Annotated in this window: 14 protein-coding genes, 2 rRNA genes and 1 riboswitch (1 of these 17 cut by a window edge); of the genes, 11 read left to right on the top strand and 5 right to left on the bottom strand. The window is 47.7% G+C overall.

Going from position 1 to position 19,398, the window contains the following annotated elements:
* From ACJJIZ_RS18560 to ACJJIZ_RS18545, 4 genes are all read left to right on the top strand, one after another.
* A 23S ribosomal RNA gene (locus tag ACJJIZ_RS18560) occupies positions 1–1,250 on the top strand (it extends 1,632 nt beyond the left edge of the window).
* 203 nt (positions 1,251–1,453) lie between these two features.
* A 5S ribosomal RNA gene (rrf, locus tag ACJJIZ_RS18555) occupies positions 1,454–1,569 on the top strand.
* 497 nt (positions 1,570–2,066) lie between these two features.
* Positions 2,067–4,280, top strand: coding sequence for a hypothetical protein (locus ACJJIZ_RS18550; protein WP_444914423.1), 2,214 nt, complete (start codon positions 2,067–2,069; stop codon positions 4,278–4,280).
* 453 nt (positions 4,281–4,733) lie between these two features.
* On the top strand, positions 4,734–6,275 hold the full coding sequence (locus tag ACJJIZ_RS18545; protein WP_444914422.1) for a thioredoxin domain-containing protein: 1,542 nt from the start codon (positions 4,734–4,736) through the stop codon (positions 6,273–6,275).
* Between the two features lie 482 nt (positions 6,276–6,757).
* On the opposite strand, the gene ACJJIZ_RS18540 is transcribed toward ACJJIZ_RS18545, so the two are convergent.
* From ACJJIZ_RS18540 to ACJJIZ_RS18525, 4 genes are all read right to left on the bottom strand, one after another.
* Complete coding sequence (locus tag ACJJIZ_RS18540; RefSeq protein WP_444914421.1) at positions 6,758–7,873, bottom strand: DUF3419 family protein; 1,116 nt, start codon at positions 7,871–7,873, stop codon at positions 6,758–6,760.
* A gap of 26 nt (positions 7,874–7,899) precedes the next feature.
* Entirely contained in the window at positions 7,900–9,027 is a 1,128-nt protein-coding gene (locus ACJJIZ_RS18535) for an SDR family oxidoreductase (protein WP_444914420.1), read from the bottom strand.
* Positions 9,028–9,386: 359 nt separating this feature from the next.
* Complete coding sequence (locus ACJJIZ_RS18530) at positions 9,387–9,581, bottom strand: hypothetical protein (protein WP_444914419.1); 195 nt, start codon at positions 9,579–9,581, stop codon at positions 9,387–9,389.
* A gap of 306 nt (positions 9,582–9,887) precedes the next feature.
* Positions 9,888–10,814 carry an SGNH/GDSL hydrolase family protein gene (locus tag ACJJIZ_RS18525; RefSeq protein ID WP_444914418.1) on the bottom strand — a complete coding sequence of 309 codons (927 nt, stop codon included), beginning with the start codon at positions 10,812–10,814 and terminating at the stop codon, positions 9,888–9,890.
* A gap of 262 nt (positions 10,815–11,076) precedes the next feature.
* A riboswitch (TPP riboswitch) is annotated at positions 11,077–11,175 on the top strand.
* Positions 11,176–11,260: 85 nt separating this feature from the next.
* On the opposite strand from ACJJIZ_RS18525, the gene thiC reads away from it, so the two are divergent.
* The 7 genes from thiC to ACJJIZ_RS18490 all read left to right on the top strand — a co-directional run bounded on the left by thiC (position 11,261) and on the right by ACJJIZ_RS18490 (position 18,383).
* Positions 11,261–13,171 (top strand): phosphomethylpyrimidine synthase ThiC, encoded by a 1,911-nt coding sequence (thiC, locus tag ACJJIZ_RS18520; protein ID WP_444914417.1) that lies wholly within the window; start codon positions 11,261–11,263, stop codon positions 13,169–13,171.
* Positions 13,172–13,283: 112 nt separating this feature from the next.
* A complete protein-coding gene (gene thiO / locus ACJJIZ_RS18515) occupies positions 13,284–14,348 on the top strand; it encodes a glycine oxidase ThiO (RefSeq protein WP_444914416.1) in 1,065 nt (354 codons plus the stop codon).
* Complete coding sequence (gene thiS, locus ACJJIZ_RS18510; RefSeq protein WP_108734077.1) at positions 14,348–14,548, top strand: sulfur carrier protein ThiS; 201 nt, start codon at positions 14,348–14,350, stop codon at positions 14,546–14,548. Before thiO ends, thiS begins: the two co-directional genes overlap by 1 nt.
* A gap of 2 nt (positions 14,549–14,550) precedes the next feature.
* Positions 14,551–15,357: a thiazole synthase gene (locus ACJJIZ_RS18505; RefSeq protein ID WP_444914415.1), complete on the top strand. Its 807-nt coding sequence runs from the start codon at positions 14,551–14,553 to the stop codon at positions 15,355–15,357.
* A gap of 7 nt (positions 15,358–15,364) precedes the next feature.
* Complete coding sequence (thiE, locus tag ACJJIZ_RS18500) at positions 15,365–16,918, top strand: thiamine phosphate synthase (protein WP_444914414.1); 1,554 nt, start codon at positions 15,365–15,367, stop codon at positions 16,916–16,918.
* Positions 16,912–17,661: a HesA/MoeB/ThiF family protein gene (locus ACJJIZ_RS18495; protein WP_444914413.1), complete on the top strand. Its 750-nt coding sequence runs from the start codon at positions 16,912–16,914 to the stop codon at positions 17,659–17,661. The genes thiE and ACJJIZ_RS18495 overlap by 7 nt, the downstream gene beginning before the upstream one ends.
* A gap of 248 nt (positions 17,662–17,909) precedes the next feature.
* A complete protein-coding gene (locus ACJJIZ_RS18490) occupies positions 17,910–18,383 on the top strand; it encodes a Dps family protein (RefSeq protein ID WP_108734073.1) in 474 nt (157 codons plus the stop codon).
* A gap of 33 nt (positions 18,384–18,416) precedes the next feature.
* On the opposite strand, the gene ACJJIZ_RS18485 is transcribed toward ACJJIZ_RS18490, so the two are convergent.
* Positions 18,417–19,295, bottom strand: coding sequence for a LysR family transcriptional regulator (locus tag ACJJIZ_RS18485; RefSeq protein WP_444914412.1), 879 nt, complete (start codon positions 19,293–19,295; stop codon positions 18,417–18,419).
* Positions 19,296–19,398: the final 103 nt, after the last annotated feature.

Here is a 19,398-nt window from a genome sequence, read left to right as displayed (position 1 = left end):
GAACTCTGGTGAAGGAACTAGGCAAAATGGTACCGTAACTTCGGGAGAAGGTACGCCGGTTTTGGTGATGGGACTTGCTCCCTAAGCTGAGGCCGGTCGAAGTGACCAGGTGGCTGCGACTGTTTATTAAAAACATAGCACTCTGCAAACTCGTAAGAGGACGTATAGGGTGTGACGCCTGCCCGGTGCCGGAAGGTTAATTGATGGGGTTAGCTTCGGCGAAGCTCTTGATCGAAGCCCCGGTAAACGGCGGCCGTAACTATAACGGTCCTAAGGTAGCGAAATTCCTTGTCGGGTAAGTTCCGACCTGCACGAATGGCGTAACGATGGCCACGCTGTCTCCACCAGAGACTCAGTGAAATTGAAATCGCTGTTAAGATGCAGTGTACCCGCGGCTAGACGGAAAGACCCCGTGAACCTTTACTACAGCTTTGCACTGAACTTTGAGCCTATTTGTGTAGGATAGGTGGGAGGCTTTGAAGCAGCGACGCTAGTTGTTGTGGAGCCGTCCTTGAAATACCACCCTGGTATGTTTGAGGTTCTAACTCTGGTCCGTTATCCGGATCGAGGACAGTGTATGGTGGGTAGTTTGACTGGGGCGGTCTCCTCCCAAAGAGTAACGGAGGAGTACGAAGGTGCACTCAGCATGGTCGGAAATCATGCAATGAGCATAATGGTATAAGTGCGCTTGACTGCGAGACAGACATGTCGAGCAGGTACGAAAGTAGGTCATAGTGATCCGGTGGTTCTGTATGGAAGGGCCATCGCTCAACGGATAAAAGGTACTCCGGGGATAACAGGCTGATACCGCCCAAGAGTTCACATCGACGGCGGTGTTTGGCACCTCGATGTCGGCTCATCACATCCTGGGGCTGAAGCCGGTCCCAAGGGTATGGCTGTTCGCCATTTAAAGTGGTACGCGAGCTGGGTTTAGAACGTCGTGAGACAGTTCGGTCCCTATCTGCCGTGGGCGTTGGAGATTTGAGAAGAGTTGCTCCTAGTACGAGAGGACCGGAGTGAACGAACCTCTGGTGTTCCGGTTGTCACGCCAGTGGCATTGCCGGGTAGCTATGTTCGGACGGGATAACCGCTGAAAGCATCTAAGCGGGAAGCCTCCTTCAAGATAAGATCTCCCTGAGGCCTTGAGCCTCCTGAAGGGCCGTGGAAGACTACCACGTTGATAGGCTGGGTGTGGAAGCGTTGTGAGGCGTTGAGCTAACCAGTACTAATTGCCCGTGCGGCTTGACCATACAACAGAGATGGTTACTAACGACTAGCTAAGCTAGCGGATTGTGAGTTAGAGACATACGATCGCTTGCGGTGTATTACTACAGATTGTTTTACCGACTTATTTGGGGTTATCGCCGGTCAATAACATGACCGAGGCAAACAGCGATAACGCGGCAGGCCAAGCACTTTGCTTATAAGACCAACGCCAACCCAAGCCAGTTTGCCTGACGACAATAGAGTTGTGGAACCACCTGATCCCTTGCCGAACTCAGAAGTGAAACGCAACATCGCCGATGGTAGTGTGGGGCTTCCCCATGTGAGAGTAGGTCATCGTCAGGCTTCTAATCCGAAAAGGGCCACCCAATAGGGTGGCCCTTTTTTTATGACTGAAAAAACAAAGAAAATAGAAAAAACCGCCCGTTACGTGCTGAGTTTTGCCCGCCTTCTAATGTAGATCACGGCACGTTCAATAGCTTATTAAAAACCTAAAAGCTCTGACTTGTATCAAGAAAATTCAGGAAAAAAGTTTATAAATCATATTGATTTTTTAGCGGTTAATTTTTTTATAGAACAATAGTGCAAGGTGGATGTAAAAAACTTGATTTTATTCCATTGATTCTGGATAGTCGCCCGTTGCCTCTTCTTGTTCACTGAGATGGTGCTTTTTTGAGCAGCTCTTACGCTAGACACCATAGATGCAACAGTTGACTTCTAGCTTGGGTGAGTAGTCGACGATAGCTAAAGACGCATTAAGCCGTATCGGGAAAAACTATAAACACCCGATTGGAGATGATGGCTACTGCCGCTGGGCGCTAAAAATATTGAAGGAAATTTAGATGCACATTCTTACGCTGTACCAATCAATTTTGCGATGGCTTCTATTGATGACCGTTGCTGTTTCACTGACCGCTTGTGGTGGCGGTGGTAGTGCCGGCGGTGATGATGATGATGGTGGTACCACGCCGGAAGCCACATATAGTATTGATGTAGAGCTGCAAGACCTAGAGACGGGTGAGGTGGTTCAAACTCCAAATCCTGAGGAGCCTGTACTTGTCCAAGTGACTGTCAAGCTTGATGGAGATCCAGTTGCTTCTAGCAATATTTTGGTTACAACGACTTTGGGTGAGTTGGTGCCTGGCAGTGGGGTTGTGACGACGAATGATAGTGGCGTTGCATCTTTAGAGTTGGATCTTGAAGGAGAAGAGGTCGGGAATGCTGGTGAAATTGTTGTAGTTTATGACGATATCAGTACTGACCAGGATCCATACTCACCTAAGGTATTTACAGTTGGAGAGCCCTCCCTGCAGTTGGGTTATTTGGATGATAACCAACAATTCGTGCCTGGTGAGCTGGAAATTACGGCTAGTGAGGATCTATCCCCTAGAGGCACTACGCCTGTTTATGTCTATGTACAGGGGCCTGATGGCAATCTCTACACCAAGCGGATGTCAGTAGAATTTTCTAGTAATTGCAGCTTGAGCGAACCAGCCGTTGCTACCCTAGATTCTCCGGTTACTACTATCGACGGGAAGGCTACTTCGACCTATGCAGCACTGGGCTGTGAAGGTGAGGATAGCATTACTGCGGTGCTATCTGCCTACCCAGGTATATCAGCCACTGGTCGTGTTACCGTGATGCCTCTAGTCTTCGACTACATTGAGTTTGTGAGCGCTGAACCTGAAGTCATCAATATTCGAGGTACTGGAGGCAAGGAAACATCAGAAGTGCGTTTTAAGGTCCTCAGCGAAGAAGGCCTGCCAGTGAGTGGGGTGGAAGTTAACTTCACCTTGGATGAAGGGGAGGGAAATGTAAGCCTTGCCAGTAGCTCCGAAACGACTGATTCTGAAGGTGAAGTAGTTGCGCTAGTTTCCTCAGGAAGTGTAGCACTGCCAGTTCGAGTAAAAGCCACGATTACTGATGATAATGGGGCTACTTATAGTGCCGTATCTAGTAGCTTAGTGGTTTCAGCGGGCATTCTTGATCAGAACTCTTTTTCTTTGTCAGCTAGCATCCTCAATGTGAATGGTGATAGCTATGATGGGGTCACGTCCGAAATTACTATCAGGGCTGGCGACGCTGACAATACAATTCCTGATGGTACCGCTATCTCCTTTGAAACGGAGTATGGGCGCATAGCCGGCTACTGCACCACTGTAGATGGGAATTGCTCAGTGGATTGGAATAGCCAGAGTCCCCGAGCACCGTTGGAATATGAGTTCCTTGGTGATGACGGTGAGATGCATTCACTTCGGGATATATGGAATACGGAGTGCCCGGTTACAGCTGAGACTGGTTACCCCTGCCCGCAATCTCTGGGCCAACCTTATGGCGGCCGCTCCACTATTTTAGCCTATGCCCTGGGACAGGAGAGTTTTACTGATGCGAATAGTAATGGGCAATATGATGTCGGCGAAACGTTTGTAGATTTGCCAGAAGCATTCTTAGACCACAACGAAGACGGAGCCTTTGGGAACTCGAACAGTACTGGTAGCTGCTATCCCAATTGCCCAGATGTGGCCGGCGATGAAGAAGTGTTTATCCCTCTAGATGATAATCGCGAGTACGATAGTGGTAACGGTATTTATAATGGACTTAGCTGTTCCGACGCTGCTGAAAGTGCGGGAGCATGCTCTAAAGAGTTAGTTCATGTGCGCGATGAGATCGTAGTTCGATTGGCAGGAAGTACGGCCTATGGAATATTTAGAACTACAGATGATAATTATGAATCTCAGCCTGAGGTTGAAATTGGCGTAGGCGAAGCGACTAACCTTTACTTTTATGTTTCCGACGTCTACAACGGGCGCTTGCCTGTCGGGACGACGGTGAAGGTTGACTCAGAGAACTGCGAAGTAACCCCAGAGTCCACTGAGATTTCCAGCGGTGCGACTACAAATCCGCTTCCTGATCTGCTTACTTTTGGTATCATTGCCCCCACTGATGCCGAGTTAGGATCTGAGTTTGTAAAGGTTGAGGTCCATGTCCCAGCGCCAGGTGATGATTCAGATGGCGGCGTTACTTCGCCCTTCCAGTTCATATGTACCGTTAATTAACAAACCTTTACCTGGCGAGAGTTAGGGTTTTAGTACCGATTTTGACTTATAGCGGGCCGCAACAGCGGCCCGCTTTCGATTAGGAGGTGGTAACTTCAAATTGGTTGGCTTCAATTCTTATTCTGTACTGAAGCTAATAGTAATTTCCCGGGATTTGACCGGTTCAGGCATTAGAAGGCTCTACCAGACTTATCCGAAAGCGAGAACCGATAGGTTGCCTTTCTGGGCGCGCATGGTGTCTTCCTAAACTATTTTCACTCACCAGTTTTCCCCAGTACCCTCCCCCTCTTTGAGAAATAATTGTTTCTCCAGTTCCTAGATTGTTGGCTCTGATGCCAAAAAGCATGTCTAGTTCCCATTTTGTGATTGCAGCAGCGACAAATGTCGATGTAAGAGACTGAAATGAGAATTGGGCGGTAAGATTGGTCAAAACCGGTAAAAGGAGAATTGCCAGTGAATGGGCTAGGACGCATTTTAATAATCTTAATTGTTTCCGGGAGTTTGGGTGTAATTAATGGTTGCGCCGAGGATACGAAAGCGATTGCAGAGGGTAGGGTAGCTGATCAACATGTTGTCGCTGCGAGAATAGGCGGGAAGGAAGTTACTGTACAAGAACTGGACAGAGATCTTCAGTTTGTTTTGTACGATATCGCGGAGATGGAACACAAGCTGCGCCTGAATAAGCTTCATGAATTTATTTCTGACACCTCAGAGGCTGGTACAGATGTTGAAATTCTTCTGCCTGTTCCTAAGCCGCCGCGTGTCGAGCTCTCTTACGAGAACAGGGCTGTACGTGGTAATCCTGAAGCGCCTGTAACAGTAGCCGTTTTTTGTTCTTTTCAGTCTCCTCACTGTAAGTCTTTCCAGCCTGTACTGAGGCAGTTACTAAGTGAATATCCTGGTTGGGTGCGACAAGTTAATTTTGATTTCCCCTTAAAGTTTCACCGCGAGGGCGTTAGGGCGGCTGTTTCCGCTCGATGTGCTGGGGATCAAGATGCTTTCTGGGAGTACCACGATGCCCTTTATGCAAGAACTCCAAATTTAGGAGGTGGCGCATACATTCAGACGGCCAAGCACTTGTCAGTTGATAGCGCTTACTTTGCAAGTTGTGTAGGGGATGAAAGTTACAGGGCGCTAGTCCTCGAGGATCAAGAAACAGCTTTAAAGCTGGGGCTCAAAAACGTACCGGTGGTTTTTATCAATGGACTCTACTTAAAGGGGAAGCGATCCTTTGAGCAGTATTCTTATTGGATAGAAAGGGAGTTGGCGAAACTTAATATAGATCAAAAACAAAAGCATACCTGGGAGCAACAGAGAAATAGTAAAAATAAACTTCCCGTAACGAATCTTCCTCTTGCTCTAGTGGGTATTAGTGAATCGAGCATAGAAAAAAAGTCTAAAGCTCTAGTAGAAGTAGAGGGGCAGAAGGCTCGATATTATTCCTTGGGGCAGCCACTTCTCAAAGATGTTTCCTTGAGGAGTTTGGAGGGTAACTATGCTGTTATTAACAATCAGGGCACACCGGAGCGTTTATTGCTTCAAGGGAAGGAAGGTAATACGGTATCTTTAACTTATTCTCGTCAGCACACTGAGGAACTGCGCCAGCGCATTGAACAGCCTCATGGTGAGAAAGGAAAAAAATTAATTGAGCCTGCGGGAGTGTTGACTCTCGGACAAGAGTGGCTATCGAAACAGCTTGAGCAGCGCGAATCCTTAGAGGCCAAGTTTACCAAGGCGGAATTAGAAGTTGAAGGGCACCATTTGATACGTCTGGAGGGTGTGGCTGGCAATGAATTTTTTACTGCGTTGGGATTTGAGGATAATGATGTACTATTGAGAGTCAACGATAGTTGGGTTCACAGTGGTCAAAATGGGTTGTGGAGTGCCCTTGCCAGTGGAAAGGTAATAGATGTAGCTTTTATGAGGAAAGGTTTGCCACACCGATTACAGTATGTGGTTGAAGAGCTTGGCTACTTTGAAGAAAAGTCAAAATAGCCAGTTGTACGAGGGGACGTTAGTCATCACTAGGGTTGTATAAATGGTGATAACGTAGCTAGCAGGGCAGCTGTTGAAAGCAGTTCCGCAAGGCCAATACCCCCTTGTCCGGTTTGCCTGGCGGTTATAGATCAATAGAGTCACCGGCCCTATGTCGAGGTGGGAGTTTTTCCTGATAATGGCTTATTTTAGGTCTCAAAATAACCCTTCATAGATTAATCTGCGGTTTCCTTGGGGAAGTGTGGTGAAATCTTAAATGGTAGCGCGGGGCTGTAATTATTTAGTTTCCCGCTACTTTTGTGTGGCAAGCTGGAGTGTTTATTTTGGGGGACTTTGATGTCAAAAGAACCATTCAATTATAAAGTTGCTTGGTTTATCAATGTTCGAGGCTTAAATTTCAGAAGGATAGTCTAAAAGTAGTTGCTAACTCAATTTGTCTAATATTGAAACATTGGCGATGATGATTGAAATAGTGAGAAAAGCTAGCGGGTACATTTTACGCCAACGTTAAAGCTGTAAACAAAAGACCTATCGCTATTGCCAAGCTCTTCTTCTAAGGCCGGGTTAAAAATAAACTTACTTTTAAAGAAATCGGGAATTCTTCTCTTTGTAATAAAGTGACGCATACATAATATACAGTTTTCATTGCCAGCTGAGTGTATTGAGTTTAGTAGGGAGATGAAGTTTTCTTCGTTGAGATAAGCGGAAACGTCAGAAATCGAAAATTTGTCAATCTTGGTTTCTAGTCGATCTAAATATGCTTCTAGTGGTGATGTTACTGTTTCTATGATGGAGTTATTTAATGCATCCTTTATTATCGGATAATTTTTTTTCTCTAAATATAAAGGTAGCCCATGTTCTGGGTTATATTTTCCCGTCAATAAGAAAGTCATAAAGAAATTTTCAAGGATCAGGTGATTCATTAGGGAGTGATCCATCCTGCTTATCAAATACTCGGGAATCGATACTTCTTGAGGAACATGCTGGTAGAATCCGGGGTCTTTCAGGAAAAGCCTGAAGATAGACTCGCTGGTTAGAAAGTGCAAAAAGTGTTTCCAGGCTGGGGTATTCCATTTTTGCTCAACAAATTTACGTTGCTCTTCAATGTTCTTGAATGTGACTAACGTTCTTATCTTGCTTGGACGAATAGTTTTAATAATGGTGCTAATCAATTTAAAGTGCTTCTCAAAGGCTCCTTCGAAGATAGGTCCCCTCTTGATTGTTTTTGTGTTTTCTCTCCAAAATGATTCCGCTTCTTTTGAGAGGTGGTGTTTTATTATGTTGTAAAAATGCAACCTTTTATTGCATGGAAGAACCCCTGTAAATTTCAGGAAATCCTCATAATTTAACTCCTGTATCCCGGCTTTTTTGAGTTCTAAGAGGTAATTTTGGCATGGGTTTAGATCGATTGCGGTTATTTTTTTAGGTTTGTCTAACAAGAGGCTTAATACGCGATCTCCGCCGCCAGTAACACATAAAATATTGTCGTTTTCATTTATATTTAAGGCTTTTAATTCGGATCTGGAATCTTCATTTGGGCCGGAGTAACTGATTCTGTTTGCGTAAGTGGATTGTAATATGTCATTGGGGCTATTCATGATATATTTGATTGGGGGGGGTTGTTTCAATAACTTGTTTGGTTTAAAAAGTAGTCCACAATCTTGGTTAGGTAGCTATTGCTATTGCGCCATTGGTTTTGTACAGGGTGGCCTAATACTCTTTGGCTATTTTTACTACAAAATCTAAAGTCACTGTTCAAAAAGGGACCGTTTTGCATTCTATTAATGATCTTAAGTAGGCGCTTTTCCAATTCAGGCAAGTTATTTAATGCTGTGTGATCATCTTGGAGCTGTCTTAGGTCTAGATTAAAGTAAATCCGATTAAATTGAACAAAATCATCGATTGTCATTGGCTTGGAATCTGCAATGTTAAAATATTGACTTGCTGTGGTTTCATGGTTGTCTGAGATATTTAATATCGCATCGCAACAAACATCTACAGGGATAATGTTAATGGGTCGACCTGAAAGATACTTTAAATGAATGGGTAGTTTTACATTTTTTTCTTTTAATCGATTTAGCAGCTTCACATATTCATAGTAGCCAGACTGGGAATTTGTATAACCGGTCACTGAGTCACCTAAAACAATCGTAGGCCTGTAAATCGTATACTGTAGGTTTTTGGATGCCGCGATTAAGTTCTCTGCCATATTTTTAGTGTAATCATAGGCGTTAAAAAACTCTTTTGGCTGATAGAGGGTCTCCTCGATTCTCTCCCCGTTGGCGTAGTCTTTACCACCAATAAAGCTAGTCGATATTTGATTGAGTCGACATCTGGTTGTTACCGCGATGTCAATGAGTCGCTTTACACCATTGACGTTAGTATTCATACTTTGCTGCAAATTGTTAAAGCTGTAACGCATATCTGCTGCACAATTCCATATGGAGTCAATGTTTAAGGAGCATAACTGGCTGTAAGATGTAGAAGACAGCCCCAAGCTGGGTTTGTTCAAGTCACCTGATATGATTGTAAGCCGATTGAAGTCATTCTCTGTGAGCTTATAAATAGGATTGACAGCGCTATTTTTTTGCTTGAGTTGTTCGAGTCGATTGTGGATATCACTTCGAGCAATCAAAACTACATTGAAGCCTTTTCTTAATAATCCCCACGTCAAGTATTGGCCTATAAAGCCAAAGCCACCGATAATGAGCTGTATTCTTTTTAATTCTTTTATTTTAGAAATTTTTTTCAAAACATATTGATCTTGATTTATTAAATTATGCGAATCAGTCATGGGGTTGAAGTGGGATTTTTCTATAGGCTAAGTAGTATTGCTCTTCCATTAAGTTATTTATGGTTGCTGCTTTTTTTATTAAAAAATACAAAATATGTACTAAAGCAGATTTTTTCACAAGGGCGCCTGTTACTGAAGTAGCGAGATTGTTCATCCGGTTTCAGAGGTTAATAGGCTGTAGGTAAAATTAGAAAGTAGTATTGAGCGGTAGACACAGCACAACGTGATTGTCCATGGTGATAGTTGTACCACTAACTCTAACTATGGAGTTTCAGTTGGGTATCGTAGAATAATTGTAGTAGATCTGAGTAGATCGTTCATATATTGACTGCATATCCATTTGTCCCAGCAGTCGAGATCAAGAATAATTCAGGTGCTTCTCCTTGAGCCTTGAGTGCATTAATTTCTTGTCCCAATTGCTTATGGAAGGTTTGGTGTTTATTGTAAAAGAAACTTTCGCTAAACCGATTTTCATACTTGTTTAATTCGGATAAATAATCTTCTAGGTTCATGATGGCCTGAGTGGTTTGTCGAGGTTGTAGTATGTGCGGGCTAGTAAAATTTGAATAAACTGGTTTTACGAGATCGCTCTCAATTAGCTTAAGTGACTATTTTCTCTTGTGACAGGAATGGGGTGAGGAGTGCTCTTACCAGTGGAAAAGTAATTGATGTCGCCTTTATGAGAAAGGGTTTGCCGCATAGATTGCAGTATGTGGTTGAAGAGAATGGTTACTTTGATGAGGATTTAGGTAAGTGAATTGATTAGGGCCCGCGCTACTTTATTGCGGGCCCTGAATTTACCGAGCAGTAAAAGTTACTTATTTATCCGGATTTCCTTGCCATAGTAGGTCAGCGACAATATTTTGCCCTTGGATACTGGGATGGAAACAATCTCCACCATCAATATCGTCTTTATTGAATTGAAAAGTCCCGGCATTTAACTCATCCTCACCGGTATATTCAGCAACAACTTCTACCCCGTTCATACCGTTGTAACTTTCTGCTTCCTCAACAAGGATTTCGTTATAACGTTGTTGGGCTGCGGCTATTCCGTTATAACGAGTAGCAAAGCTCTCTCCATTCATCGAGCCGCCATTTGTTGCAATTCGGCAGATTCCGAAAGTCGACCAGACACTCTCGCAATCTACGCGGGAATTACCGCTTTGCTTATCCAGACCCGCTGCCCGGAGATCGTGTACTCGCGGTACTGAGCCGAGTACTATCGTTGAGCCGTTAGGGAGTCCATCGACTAATTTGTCCAGACCAGCTTGAACTGCCGAGCGCCACTCACTATCGGTGTAGAGTGGATCGTTACAGTTGGCTGGATCGACGCAATCCCTGTTACAGATGTCATTACCGCCCAATACTACCTCGACATGATCAGGTAAATTACTTTGGGATAGAATCCGATCGGCTTGAGTGGAGAAGTTGTCGCCTCCACTACGCATCTCAGCACCGGATTCCGCTGCGCTTTTATTGGCAGCCATATTGGGGTAGTTAACTTTATATTTATCGTGAACACTCTCCACTGAATTGTCGTCGCCGTCAAACCAGGAATGCTCGGGTTGGTCTCCGCCGAGAAGACAAAACAGGTCCCAGAAATACTTATTGCGGGTACAGTCTGCACCGAATGCCATGGTAATACTGTCACCCGCAGCAACAGACTTGGAGGGGGCTGCCATTGCTGGCTGTATCGACAAGATGCCCAAACAGAGCGTTACTAGAACTCCATATTTATTCAACATTGTATTTTCTCCCACACCGACTTTCGCCGTAAGTTGTTATCGTTTTATTCACTGCTCCGGTAAACGAGAAGGAGTGTAGGACGCACTCAGATATTGTGAGTGGTGAATGCTTGAGACCCTTTGGTCAGTTATCAATAAATTGAAGTCTGTTAGAGTTTTGTCGCCAAGAGCATTGATTACTTTATTGGCGTTTCAAAGCTTTAGTTTTTCTGGCACAGTTTTATGCCATCTGTTCTTCTTCTGGTGCTTCCACTATACTGCGCTCTACTTGTCGGAGTGCCTGTGGGCTGAGATCGCTGTTGCGAGATCCGTTGAACCTGATCGGGGTAACCCCCGCGTAGGGAACAAGATCTGAAGTCGCCTGTTTTGTTACAGTTTGGCGTCTTTTCTCTTTGTATGTGCCCTGGATGCTGCGACCTTTAAATTTCCAAGTTTTAAGGTTACGCATGTCTGAGATCATTGAACAATCCGGTAAAGCCGGAAAGTCCTCCCGCGCTGCCAGTCGCGATTCCGCTAAAGAATTTCTTGAGAATCTCACAGTTCAGTCTTTCCCCAACTCGAGCAAGGTGTATTTGCCCGGTGAAACTGCCGACATCCAGGTTGGTGCTCGTCAGATCTGTCTGGGAGATAGTTTGGTAGGGGGGGATGCAGAGAATCCGGTGTTTGAACCCAATGAGCCCCTCACCATTTACGACACTTCGGGCCCCTATTCCGAGCCCAATTTTAAAGTGGACGTACGGGAAGGGCTGCCCAAATTGCGCCAGGGCTGGATAGAGGCCCGCAGAGATACTGAACTGCTGGACTCCCGCCAAGCGGCCTACAGCCAGAAGCGTATGGCGGACCAGGGGTTGGATCATATCCGCTTTGAAAACCTTCCCAGCCCTCGCCGGGCCAAACCGGGACAGAATGTATCGCAGATGCACTATGCCCGCTGCGGCATTATTACCCCAGAGATGGAATTTATCGCAGTACGCGAAAATATGGGGCGAGCCAAGTTGGCAGCGGAAATGAGTGAAAGTGAATACCAGAAGGCACGTGATGGTATTTACATCCCCGAGCAAATTACGCCGGAATTTGTGCGCCGGGAAGTTGCAGAAGGGCGGGCAATTATCCCGGCAAATATTAATCACCCGGAAGTGGAGCCGATGATTATTGGACGAAACTTCCTGTGCAAGGTGAATGCAAATATTGGTAACTCGGCTGTGACTTCTTCCATTGAAGAGGAAGTGGAGAAACTGGTTTGGTCTACCAAGTGGGGCGCGGACACGGTGATGGATCTGTCCACCGGTGCCAATATCCACGAAACCCGCGAGTGGATTCTGCGCAACTCGCCAGTGCCCATTGGTACTGTGCCGATTTACCAGGCGCTGGAGAAAGTAAACGGAATTGCTGAGGACCTTAACTGGGATGTGTTCCGCGATACCTTGATTGAGCAGGCGGAACAGGGGGTGGATTACTTCACGATTCATGCTGGCGTGCTTTTGCGCTATGTGCCGCTCACAGCCAAACGGATGACCGGGATTGTTTCCCGTGGTGGTTCCATTATGGCCAAATGGTGCCTCGCCCATCACAAAGAGAATTTCCTCTACACCTACTTTGAGGAAATCTGCGAGATTATGAAAGCCTACGATGTGAGCTTTAGTCTAGGTGATGGCCTGCGCCCGGGCTCAATTGCGGATGCTAATGATGAAGCGCAGTTTGGCGAGCTGCACACGCTTGGCGAGCTGACTGAAATTGCCTGGAAGCACGATGTTCAGACCATGATCGAAGGCCCCGGCCATGTGGCAATCCATAAGATCAAAGAAAATATGGATGAGCAGCTGAAGCACTGCCACGGCGCACCTTTCTACACGCTAGGTCCATTGACCACGGATATTGCTCCCGGCTACGACCACATTACTTCCGGCATCGGCGCTGCACTTATCGGCACCTACGGTTGCGCCATGCTCTGCTATGTGACCCCCAAAGAGCACCTGGGCCTACCCAATAAAGAGGATGTTAAAGAGGGCCTTATGGCCTATAAGATTGCGGCTCATGCCGCAGACTTGGCCAAAGGGCATCCGCGAGCACAGAAGCGCGATAACGCCCTGTCAAAGGCGCGCTTTGAATTCCGCTGGGAAGACCAGTTCAACCTCGGTTTGGACCCGGAGCGGGCGCGCACCTATCACGATGAAACCTTGCCAAAGGAGTCAGGTAAGGTTGCTCACTTCTGTTCCATGTGCGGCCCGAAATTCTGTTCCATGAAAATTACCCAGGATGTGCGCGATTATGCAGCCAAGCAGGAAGCTGCACAGGGCATGGAGGAAATGTCGATTAAATTTAAGGACATGGGCAGCGAGATTTATCACAAGGGCTAATGAGTATTTGGGGGGGAGAGTCCTCTCCCCCAAGAATCGGATAGCAAAGGTGCGGCGATTACATAGGGCTTATCGCCGGGTGTCGATTTGGATTTGCGAAGATAGGTGGTCTGTGACAAGCGAAACCAAAGCCAAAGTAGCTATTGCCGGTGGCGGTCTGTTGGGCCGATTGCTCGCCTGGCGCCTCTGCCAACGGGAACTGGATATCACCCTGTTTGAAGCTGGTGATTTGTCGGTACCAGTCGGGGGAGCCTGCTGGACGGCAGCGGGAATGATCTCGCCGCTATCGGAATTGGTGCACAGTGATAAACAGGTTTACAACCTGGGGCTGAAAAGTCTTGAGCTTTGGTCTGAGTGGGCCAGGGAACTGGAGCAGCAAAGCGGACTGGGGGTAGAGTACCGCAGAGCGGGATCAGTTCTGGTGGCGCACGGCAAGGACAGAAATGAACTGCTGCAATTCCTGCGAGAGTTACAGGGCAAGTTGGGCGAGTCTGCTAAGGAGCAGGTACAACTGCTGGATAGTAGTGCTTTGGCGAAATTAGAGCCTTCCCTTCATGGCTTTGAGCAGGGGCTTTACCTGCGGGATGAGGCGGATATCAACAATCACCGTCTATTGCCTGCGTTACTCAGCGTATTGTGTCGAGGTACTGTTACCCTGCGAGAGCACAGCAAGGTAAATTGTGAAGCCGGATATATTTATGTGAACTCGGAGCGCGAACAATTTGATTGTGTAGTCGATTGTCGCGGATTAGGTGCTAAAGGGCAGATCGAAGGCTTGCGCGGTGTCCGTGGTGAGGTAATTGTGGTGGAATCCCACGAAGTGGCTTTGCAGCGTCCAGTGCGGTTGCTCCACCCACGCTATAAGCTCTACGCTGTTCCTCGCAGTGATGGTCGAACTGTGATTGGTGCCACAGAAATTGAGAGTGAAGACTTCTCCCCCATTTCCTTGCGCTCATGCATGGAACTCTCCTCGGCGCTTTACTCCCTCAATCCAGCTTTTGCTGAGGCTCGCATCGTTGAGACCCGTGTAAATTGTCGCCCCGCCACTATGGATAATATGCCTTATATCCATATTGAGAATGGGCTGGTTCGAGTGAATGGCCTCTACCGTCACGGTTATCTTTTAGCGCCAGCGTTGGTGGAGCAAGTGGCACAACAACTGTTACAGGTGGTTTGATGCAGGTACTAATTAATGGGGAAACACAGAGCCTTGAATCCCCGCTAAAACTCTCTGCGCTTTTACAGCAGCTCGGCTATCGCGGAGAAACATTTGCCGTTGCGATCAACGGTGGATTTATTCCCCGTACGGAATATAGCAATACACAGATAAATAACGGCGATAGCCTGGATATTGTTGCTCCGGTAGTGGGGGGGTAAAGGTGAGCGACCTATTAACACTTTACGGAAAAACATTTAACAGCCGGCTCTTGGTGGGCACCGCCCTGTATCCCTCCCCAGCGATTATGCGCGAATCCGTGCAAGCCTCAGCTTCGGAAATTATTACTTTGTCTCTTCGCCGGCAAAATCCGGCACAGCAGCAGGACAATCGATTTTGGGATTATATTCGCGAGTCCGGTTGTCAGTTGTTGCCTAATACCGCCGGTTGTAAATCGCCGCGAGAAGCGGTGGAGCTGGCAAAAATGTCCCAGGAAATTTTCCAGACCGATTGGCTCAAGCTGGAAGTGATTGGCGATGATTACAATTTGCAGCCAGACCCCTTTGGTCTGGTAGAAGCTGCACGGGAATTAATTCAGTTAGGCTTCAAGGTTTTGCCTTATTGCACAGATGACCTGGTTCTGTGTCGAAAACTTTTGGATGTGGGTTGCGAGGTATTAATGCCCTGGGGGGCTCCCATCGGTACCGGGCAGGGCCTGCTCAATAAATATAACCTGCAAACACTGCGCGAGCGCCTGAGTGATGTACCGCTTATTATTGACGCCGGAATCGGTGCGCCATCACAGGCGGCAGAAGCACTGGAGATGGGCTTTGATGCGGTGTTATTGAATACCGCGATTGCAAAAGCCCAGGATCCGGTACTGATGGCTAGTGCTTTTAAACTGGCTGTGGAATCCGGGCGCGCCGCCTTTAATGCCGGCTTGATGCTCAGGCGTCAAACTGCCAGCCCCAGCACCCCCACCCTGGATATGCCTTTCTGGCAGCAGGCAGAGAGCATATTGCAGGATTAGTATTTTTATGCGCGATCAACTCCAATTGAAAAAGCCAATTGTCTGGACCATTGCCGGCAGTGACTCCGGCGGTGGCGCCGGTATTCAGGCGGACCTGCTGACTATTGCCGACCTCGGCTGCCATGGTTGCAGTGCTATCACGGCCAATACTGCACAGAATACGGTGGAAGTTACTGCAATTAATGCAGTTTCCCTAGAGGTCTTGGGTTCTCAGTTACAGGCTTTACAGCGGGATCTATTTCCTGCCGCAATTAAAATCGGTCTGCTAGCGAATGCTGAACAAGTTGTTGCGGTGGCAGATTTCCTGCGCCAGCTGCAAGCGGTGCAGCCGGTTCCGGTTATTTACGACCCGGTTGCTGTTGCTACCAACGGAGCCGGGCTCACCGAAGGGAATATTACCGCAACGGTGTTGGCTCAGTTGATGCCACAATGTGATCTGGCTACTCCCAATTTACATGAATTGGAATGGCTTACCGGAGCCAGTGTCACGGGTTCGGAATCTATTGTGCAAGCTGCGCATCAGTTGCACGCCTACGGCGGTACCGCAATTTTAGTTACCGGCGGCCATACGCAATTGCGTGCGGGAGAAGTTGCCGACTTACTGTGGGATGGTGAAAAAGCCGATTGGTTTATTGGCCGGGAAGTATCCAGTACAGGCACACATGGCACTGGCTGCACCCTGTCCTCCGCTATTGCCGCTTGCCGCGCTTTGGGCTACCCGTTGCGAGATGCCTGCGTTGTGGGTAAAGCCTATGTTCAGCGGGGCTTGCGCCGGGGAAATAATGCACATATCGGCGCTGGTGCTGGACCTGTAGGTCACTGTGGCTGGCCCCTGGATTTCATCGACTTCCCGGAGATTTTGGTGCGGGGAGAAGAGCGTGCGCTGGATTATGGTTTTGGTGCGGCCCAGCCTCTTGTTCAAGGGTTTGCCCAAACAGACTCTCAAGCATTGGGTTTATATCCGGTAGTGGATACAGTGGAGTGGTTGCAGCGCCTGGCTGAGCTGGGGGTGCGTACTTTACAGCTGCGAATAAAGAATCCGGGTGGGGACCTGCGCGCACAGATTGAGAGGGCAGTGGCTATTGGCAGGACATATAACCTGCGCCTGTTTATCAATGATTACTGGCAGTTGGCGATTGAGTGCGGCGCCTACGGCGTGCATTTGGGCCAGGAGGATTTGCAGTCTGCTGATCTGAGGGCAATTCAAGCGGCAGGATTGAAGCTGGGTATCAGTACCCACGGCTTCTATGAATTACTGTTGGCCTACCGTTATCGCCCCAGTTACCTGGCCATTGGTGCAATTTATGCGACCAACACCAAGGATATGTCGGATCAGTTGCAGGGTGTGCAGAAACTTGCGCGAATGGCAGCACTATTGCCCGATTATCCACTCGTGGCAATTGGTGGTATTAATATGCAGCGAGCCAGTGAGGTTATCGCTAGCGGCGTTGGCAGTATCGCCGTGGTCAGCGCTATTACTAAAGCAAAAGATTACAAGCAGGCGGTTGCCGATTTTAATGTCCTGTTGAAAGGTAAGCATGCGGAAGTAGAGCCATGTTAAGTAGTAAGGAATTACAGCGTTACAGTCGCCAGATAATGTTGCCCCAAGTGGGTGAAGAGGGGCAGAAAAAACTGTCTTCTGCGCGAATTCTGATTGTTGGCTTAGGTGGGCTCGGCAGCCCGGCAGCGATGTATCTGGCCGCAGCCGGTATTGGAGAGTTGCACCTGGTGGATGGTGATCATATCGATCTCTCCAATTTACAGCGCCAGGTTTTGTACAAAACCAATCACCAGGGAAAATCCAAAGCCATGGTGGCTGCACAACAATTGGCTGCAGCCAATCCAACTATTCGCATTCACCCCCACAGCCAAATGGCGAATGAATCCTGGCTGCGCGAGCAGGTAAAACAGGTGGATCTGGTGTTGGACTGCACCGATAACCTGGAAATCCGCCATACGATCAACCGGGTTTGTTATCAGGCAGGGTGTCCGGTGGTAATGGCATCGGTGCAGGGGTTTTCCGGCCAGCTGATTAGTTTTGATTTTTCTGAAAGAAAAGGTCCCTGTTATGCCTGCCTGTTTCCGCCCCAGGAGCAGGCTGAAGTCCAGAACTGCTCTACAGCAGGTGTGATCGGTCCGGCGCTGGGTGTGGTTGGTAGCATGCAGGCTCTGGAGGCCATGAAATACCTGATGGATTTGCCGGTATCGAGCTTGAATAAATTGCACTTAATCGAGACGGAAACCTTAGCCCTGCAAACTTTGCAGCTGCCGAGCCATAGTAATTGCCCGGTTTGTAGTGCCTGATTTCTTGTATTGCCAGCAGGGGGCTCGATAAATAGTTTTATTTGGAGAGTCCCTTATTGGCAATGTCTTGTCGCAAAATTTTCTTTCAATAGCCGGGTTAAAATTCACGCCATTTTTGTACCTTATAAATCTTACTTGTCTATATAAATAAGCTATTGGCTCGATAGCTTGTGAGAAGTGAATAAAGGTACCAAAATGGCCTTATAACCATTTCGGTGACAACAGTTTTTGGAAGAGGGATTTGTATTATGAAAAAAATCGATATTGGTATCAGTGAAAAGGATCGGGAAAAGATTGCTGCCGGCTTGAAACATTTGTTGGCAGATAGCTACACCCTTTACCTGCAAACCCACAACTTCCACTGGAATGTTACTGGGCCTCTGTTCCGCGAATTACATCTGATGTTTGAAGAGCATTACACCGAGCTGGCCACTGCGGTGGATGATATTGCCGAGCGAATTCGTACCCTCGGGGTTTCCGCTCCCGGTACTTACCAAGCGTTTGCCCAGCTCAGCTCCATCAAAGAAGTTGTTGAGGTACCACCGGCGGAAGAAATGGTAAAAATTCTCACTAAAGGGCATGAACAGGTGATCAAAACCTGTCGTGAAGTTTTAAAAGATGCCCAGGCGGGAGAAGATGAATCCACAGTTGCCCTGGTATCTGATCGTATGAGAGTTCACGAGAAAACGGCTTGGATGCTGCGCGCAACCAGCAGTCACTAGTCGCTCAAATAAGTAGAGGCACTTTTATAGACCTCAACCAGTAATCGCGGATAAAAACGCGGTTGCTGGTGCCGACAAGGTGCCTCGGCTCTTTAATAATATCCCCACCTCCTGACTCACTACTGGTGCCGATAGCGGCAGGCATTCCAGCCCATATTCCCGAACCTGTGTTTCGCACAAGCTCGGCACTGCACTAATCCCCATTTCCGCACGTACTAACTGGCCGATTGTGCTTAATTGATTAGCTTCGCAGATATAGTGAACGCCTTTGCCACTTTGCCCGAAGGCCTCATCGGTCCAGCGCCTCACCGCTGAGCCGCGGTTCATAGCTATAAAAGGAAAACTGGCCAGGTCACTCCAGCGCACTTTTCCTTTTTCGCTGAGGGGGTGCTGGGGTGGCATGACCGCGATAAAACGATCCCTGTGTAGGGGCACAAACTCAAGCCCGCCTAAATCCTCGGGGCGAAAACTGATGCCCAGCTCTGCCCGGCCATCCTGCACCGCTTGGGTTACTCGCTCCATCACCACATCTTCCAATAGGATATTGATTTGTGGGTGTTGGCGGTGAAAATTGGCTAATAATTGGGGGAGTTGGTTGAGCGTATAGGCGGGAATTACTGCCAGGCGCAATTGCCCACGCTCCAGGCGAAAGGCCTGCTGTACCGCATCCAGGGATTGATCCCAGTTGTGCAGTAGTTGTTCGGCGCGGGAGAGAAATTCTTCGCCCTCCGGGGTCAGAGTGAGTTGGCGGGCTTCTCGACTGAAAAGCGGGCCGCCAGTCGCATCTTCCAGGTTGCGGATGGCAATGGACAGGGCTGGCTGGGAAGTGTGCAACTGAGCGCTGGCCTGGGCCAGGCTGCGGCTGCGGGCCACTGTGACAAAGGCGCGTAGTTGTTTGATCGTGGCACTCACAGCGGCAGGTTCCTGGGGAATTGATAGATTTGGCTATGTTAACTTTTATTTAACAAATCTAAAAAAGATTAAAATAGTTTTAAGTGGTGGGGCAGGGCATGAT

Source organism: Microbulbifer maximicatervae (SeqCode), from assembly GCF_052467225.1.
This window is presented reverse-complemented; position numbering and strand designations above follow the sequence as displayed.

Coding starts and splice junctions, on each gene's coding strand:
- thiE (WP_444914414.1), top strand. CDS start 15,365: ATGCGCGATCAACTCCAATTGAAAAAGCCAATTGTCTGGACCATTGCC.
- thiC (WP_444914417.1), top strand. CDS start 11,261: ATGTCTGAGATCATTGAACAATCCGGTAAAGCCGGAAAGTCCTCCCGC.
- ACJJIZ_RS18530 (WP_444914419.1), bottom strand. CDS start 9,581: ATGAACCTAGAAGATTATTTATCCGAATTAAACAAGTATGAAAATCGG.
- ACJJIZ_RS18540 (WP_444914421.1), bottom strand. CDS start 7,873: ATGAATAGCCCCAATGACATATTACAATCCACTTACGCAAACAGAATC.
- ACJJIZ_RS18550 (WP_444914423.1), top strand. CDS start 2,067: ATGCACATTCTTACGCTGTACCAATCAATTTTGCGATGGCTTCTATTG.
- ACJJIZ_RS18525 (WP_444914418.1), bottom strand. CDS start 10,814: ATGTTGAATAAATATGGAGTTCTAGTAACGCTCTGTTTGGGCATCTTG.
- ACJJIZ_RS18490 (WP_108734073.1), top strand. CDS start 17,910: ATGAAAAAAATCGATATTGGTATCAGTGAAAAGGATCGGGAAAAGATT.
- ACJJIZ_RS18495 (WP_444914413.1), top strand. CDS start 16,912: ATGTTAAGTAGTAAGGAATTACAGCGTTACAGTCGCCAGATAATGTTG.
- thiS (WP_108734077.1), top strand. CDS start 14,348: ATGCAGGTACTAATTAATGGGGAAACACAGAGCCTTGAATCCCCGCTA.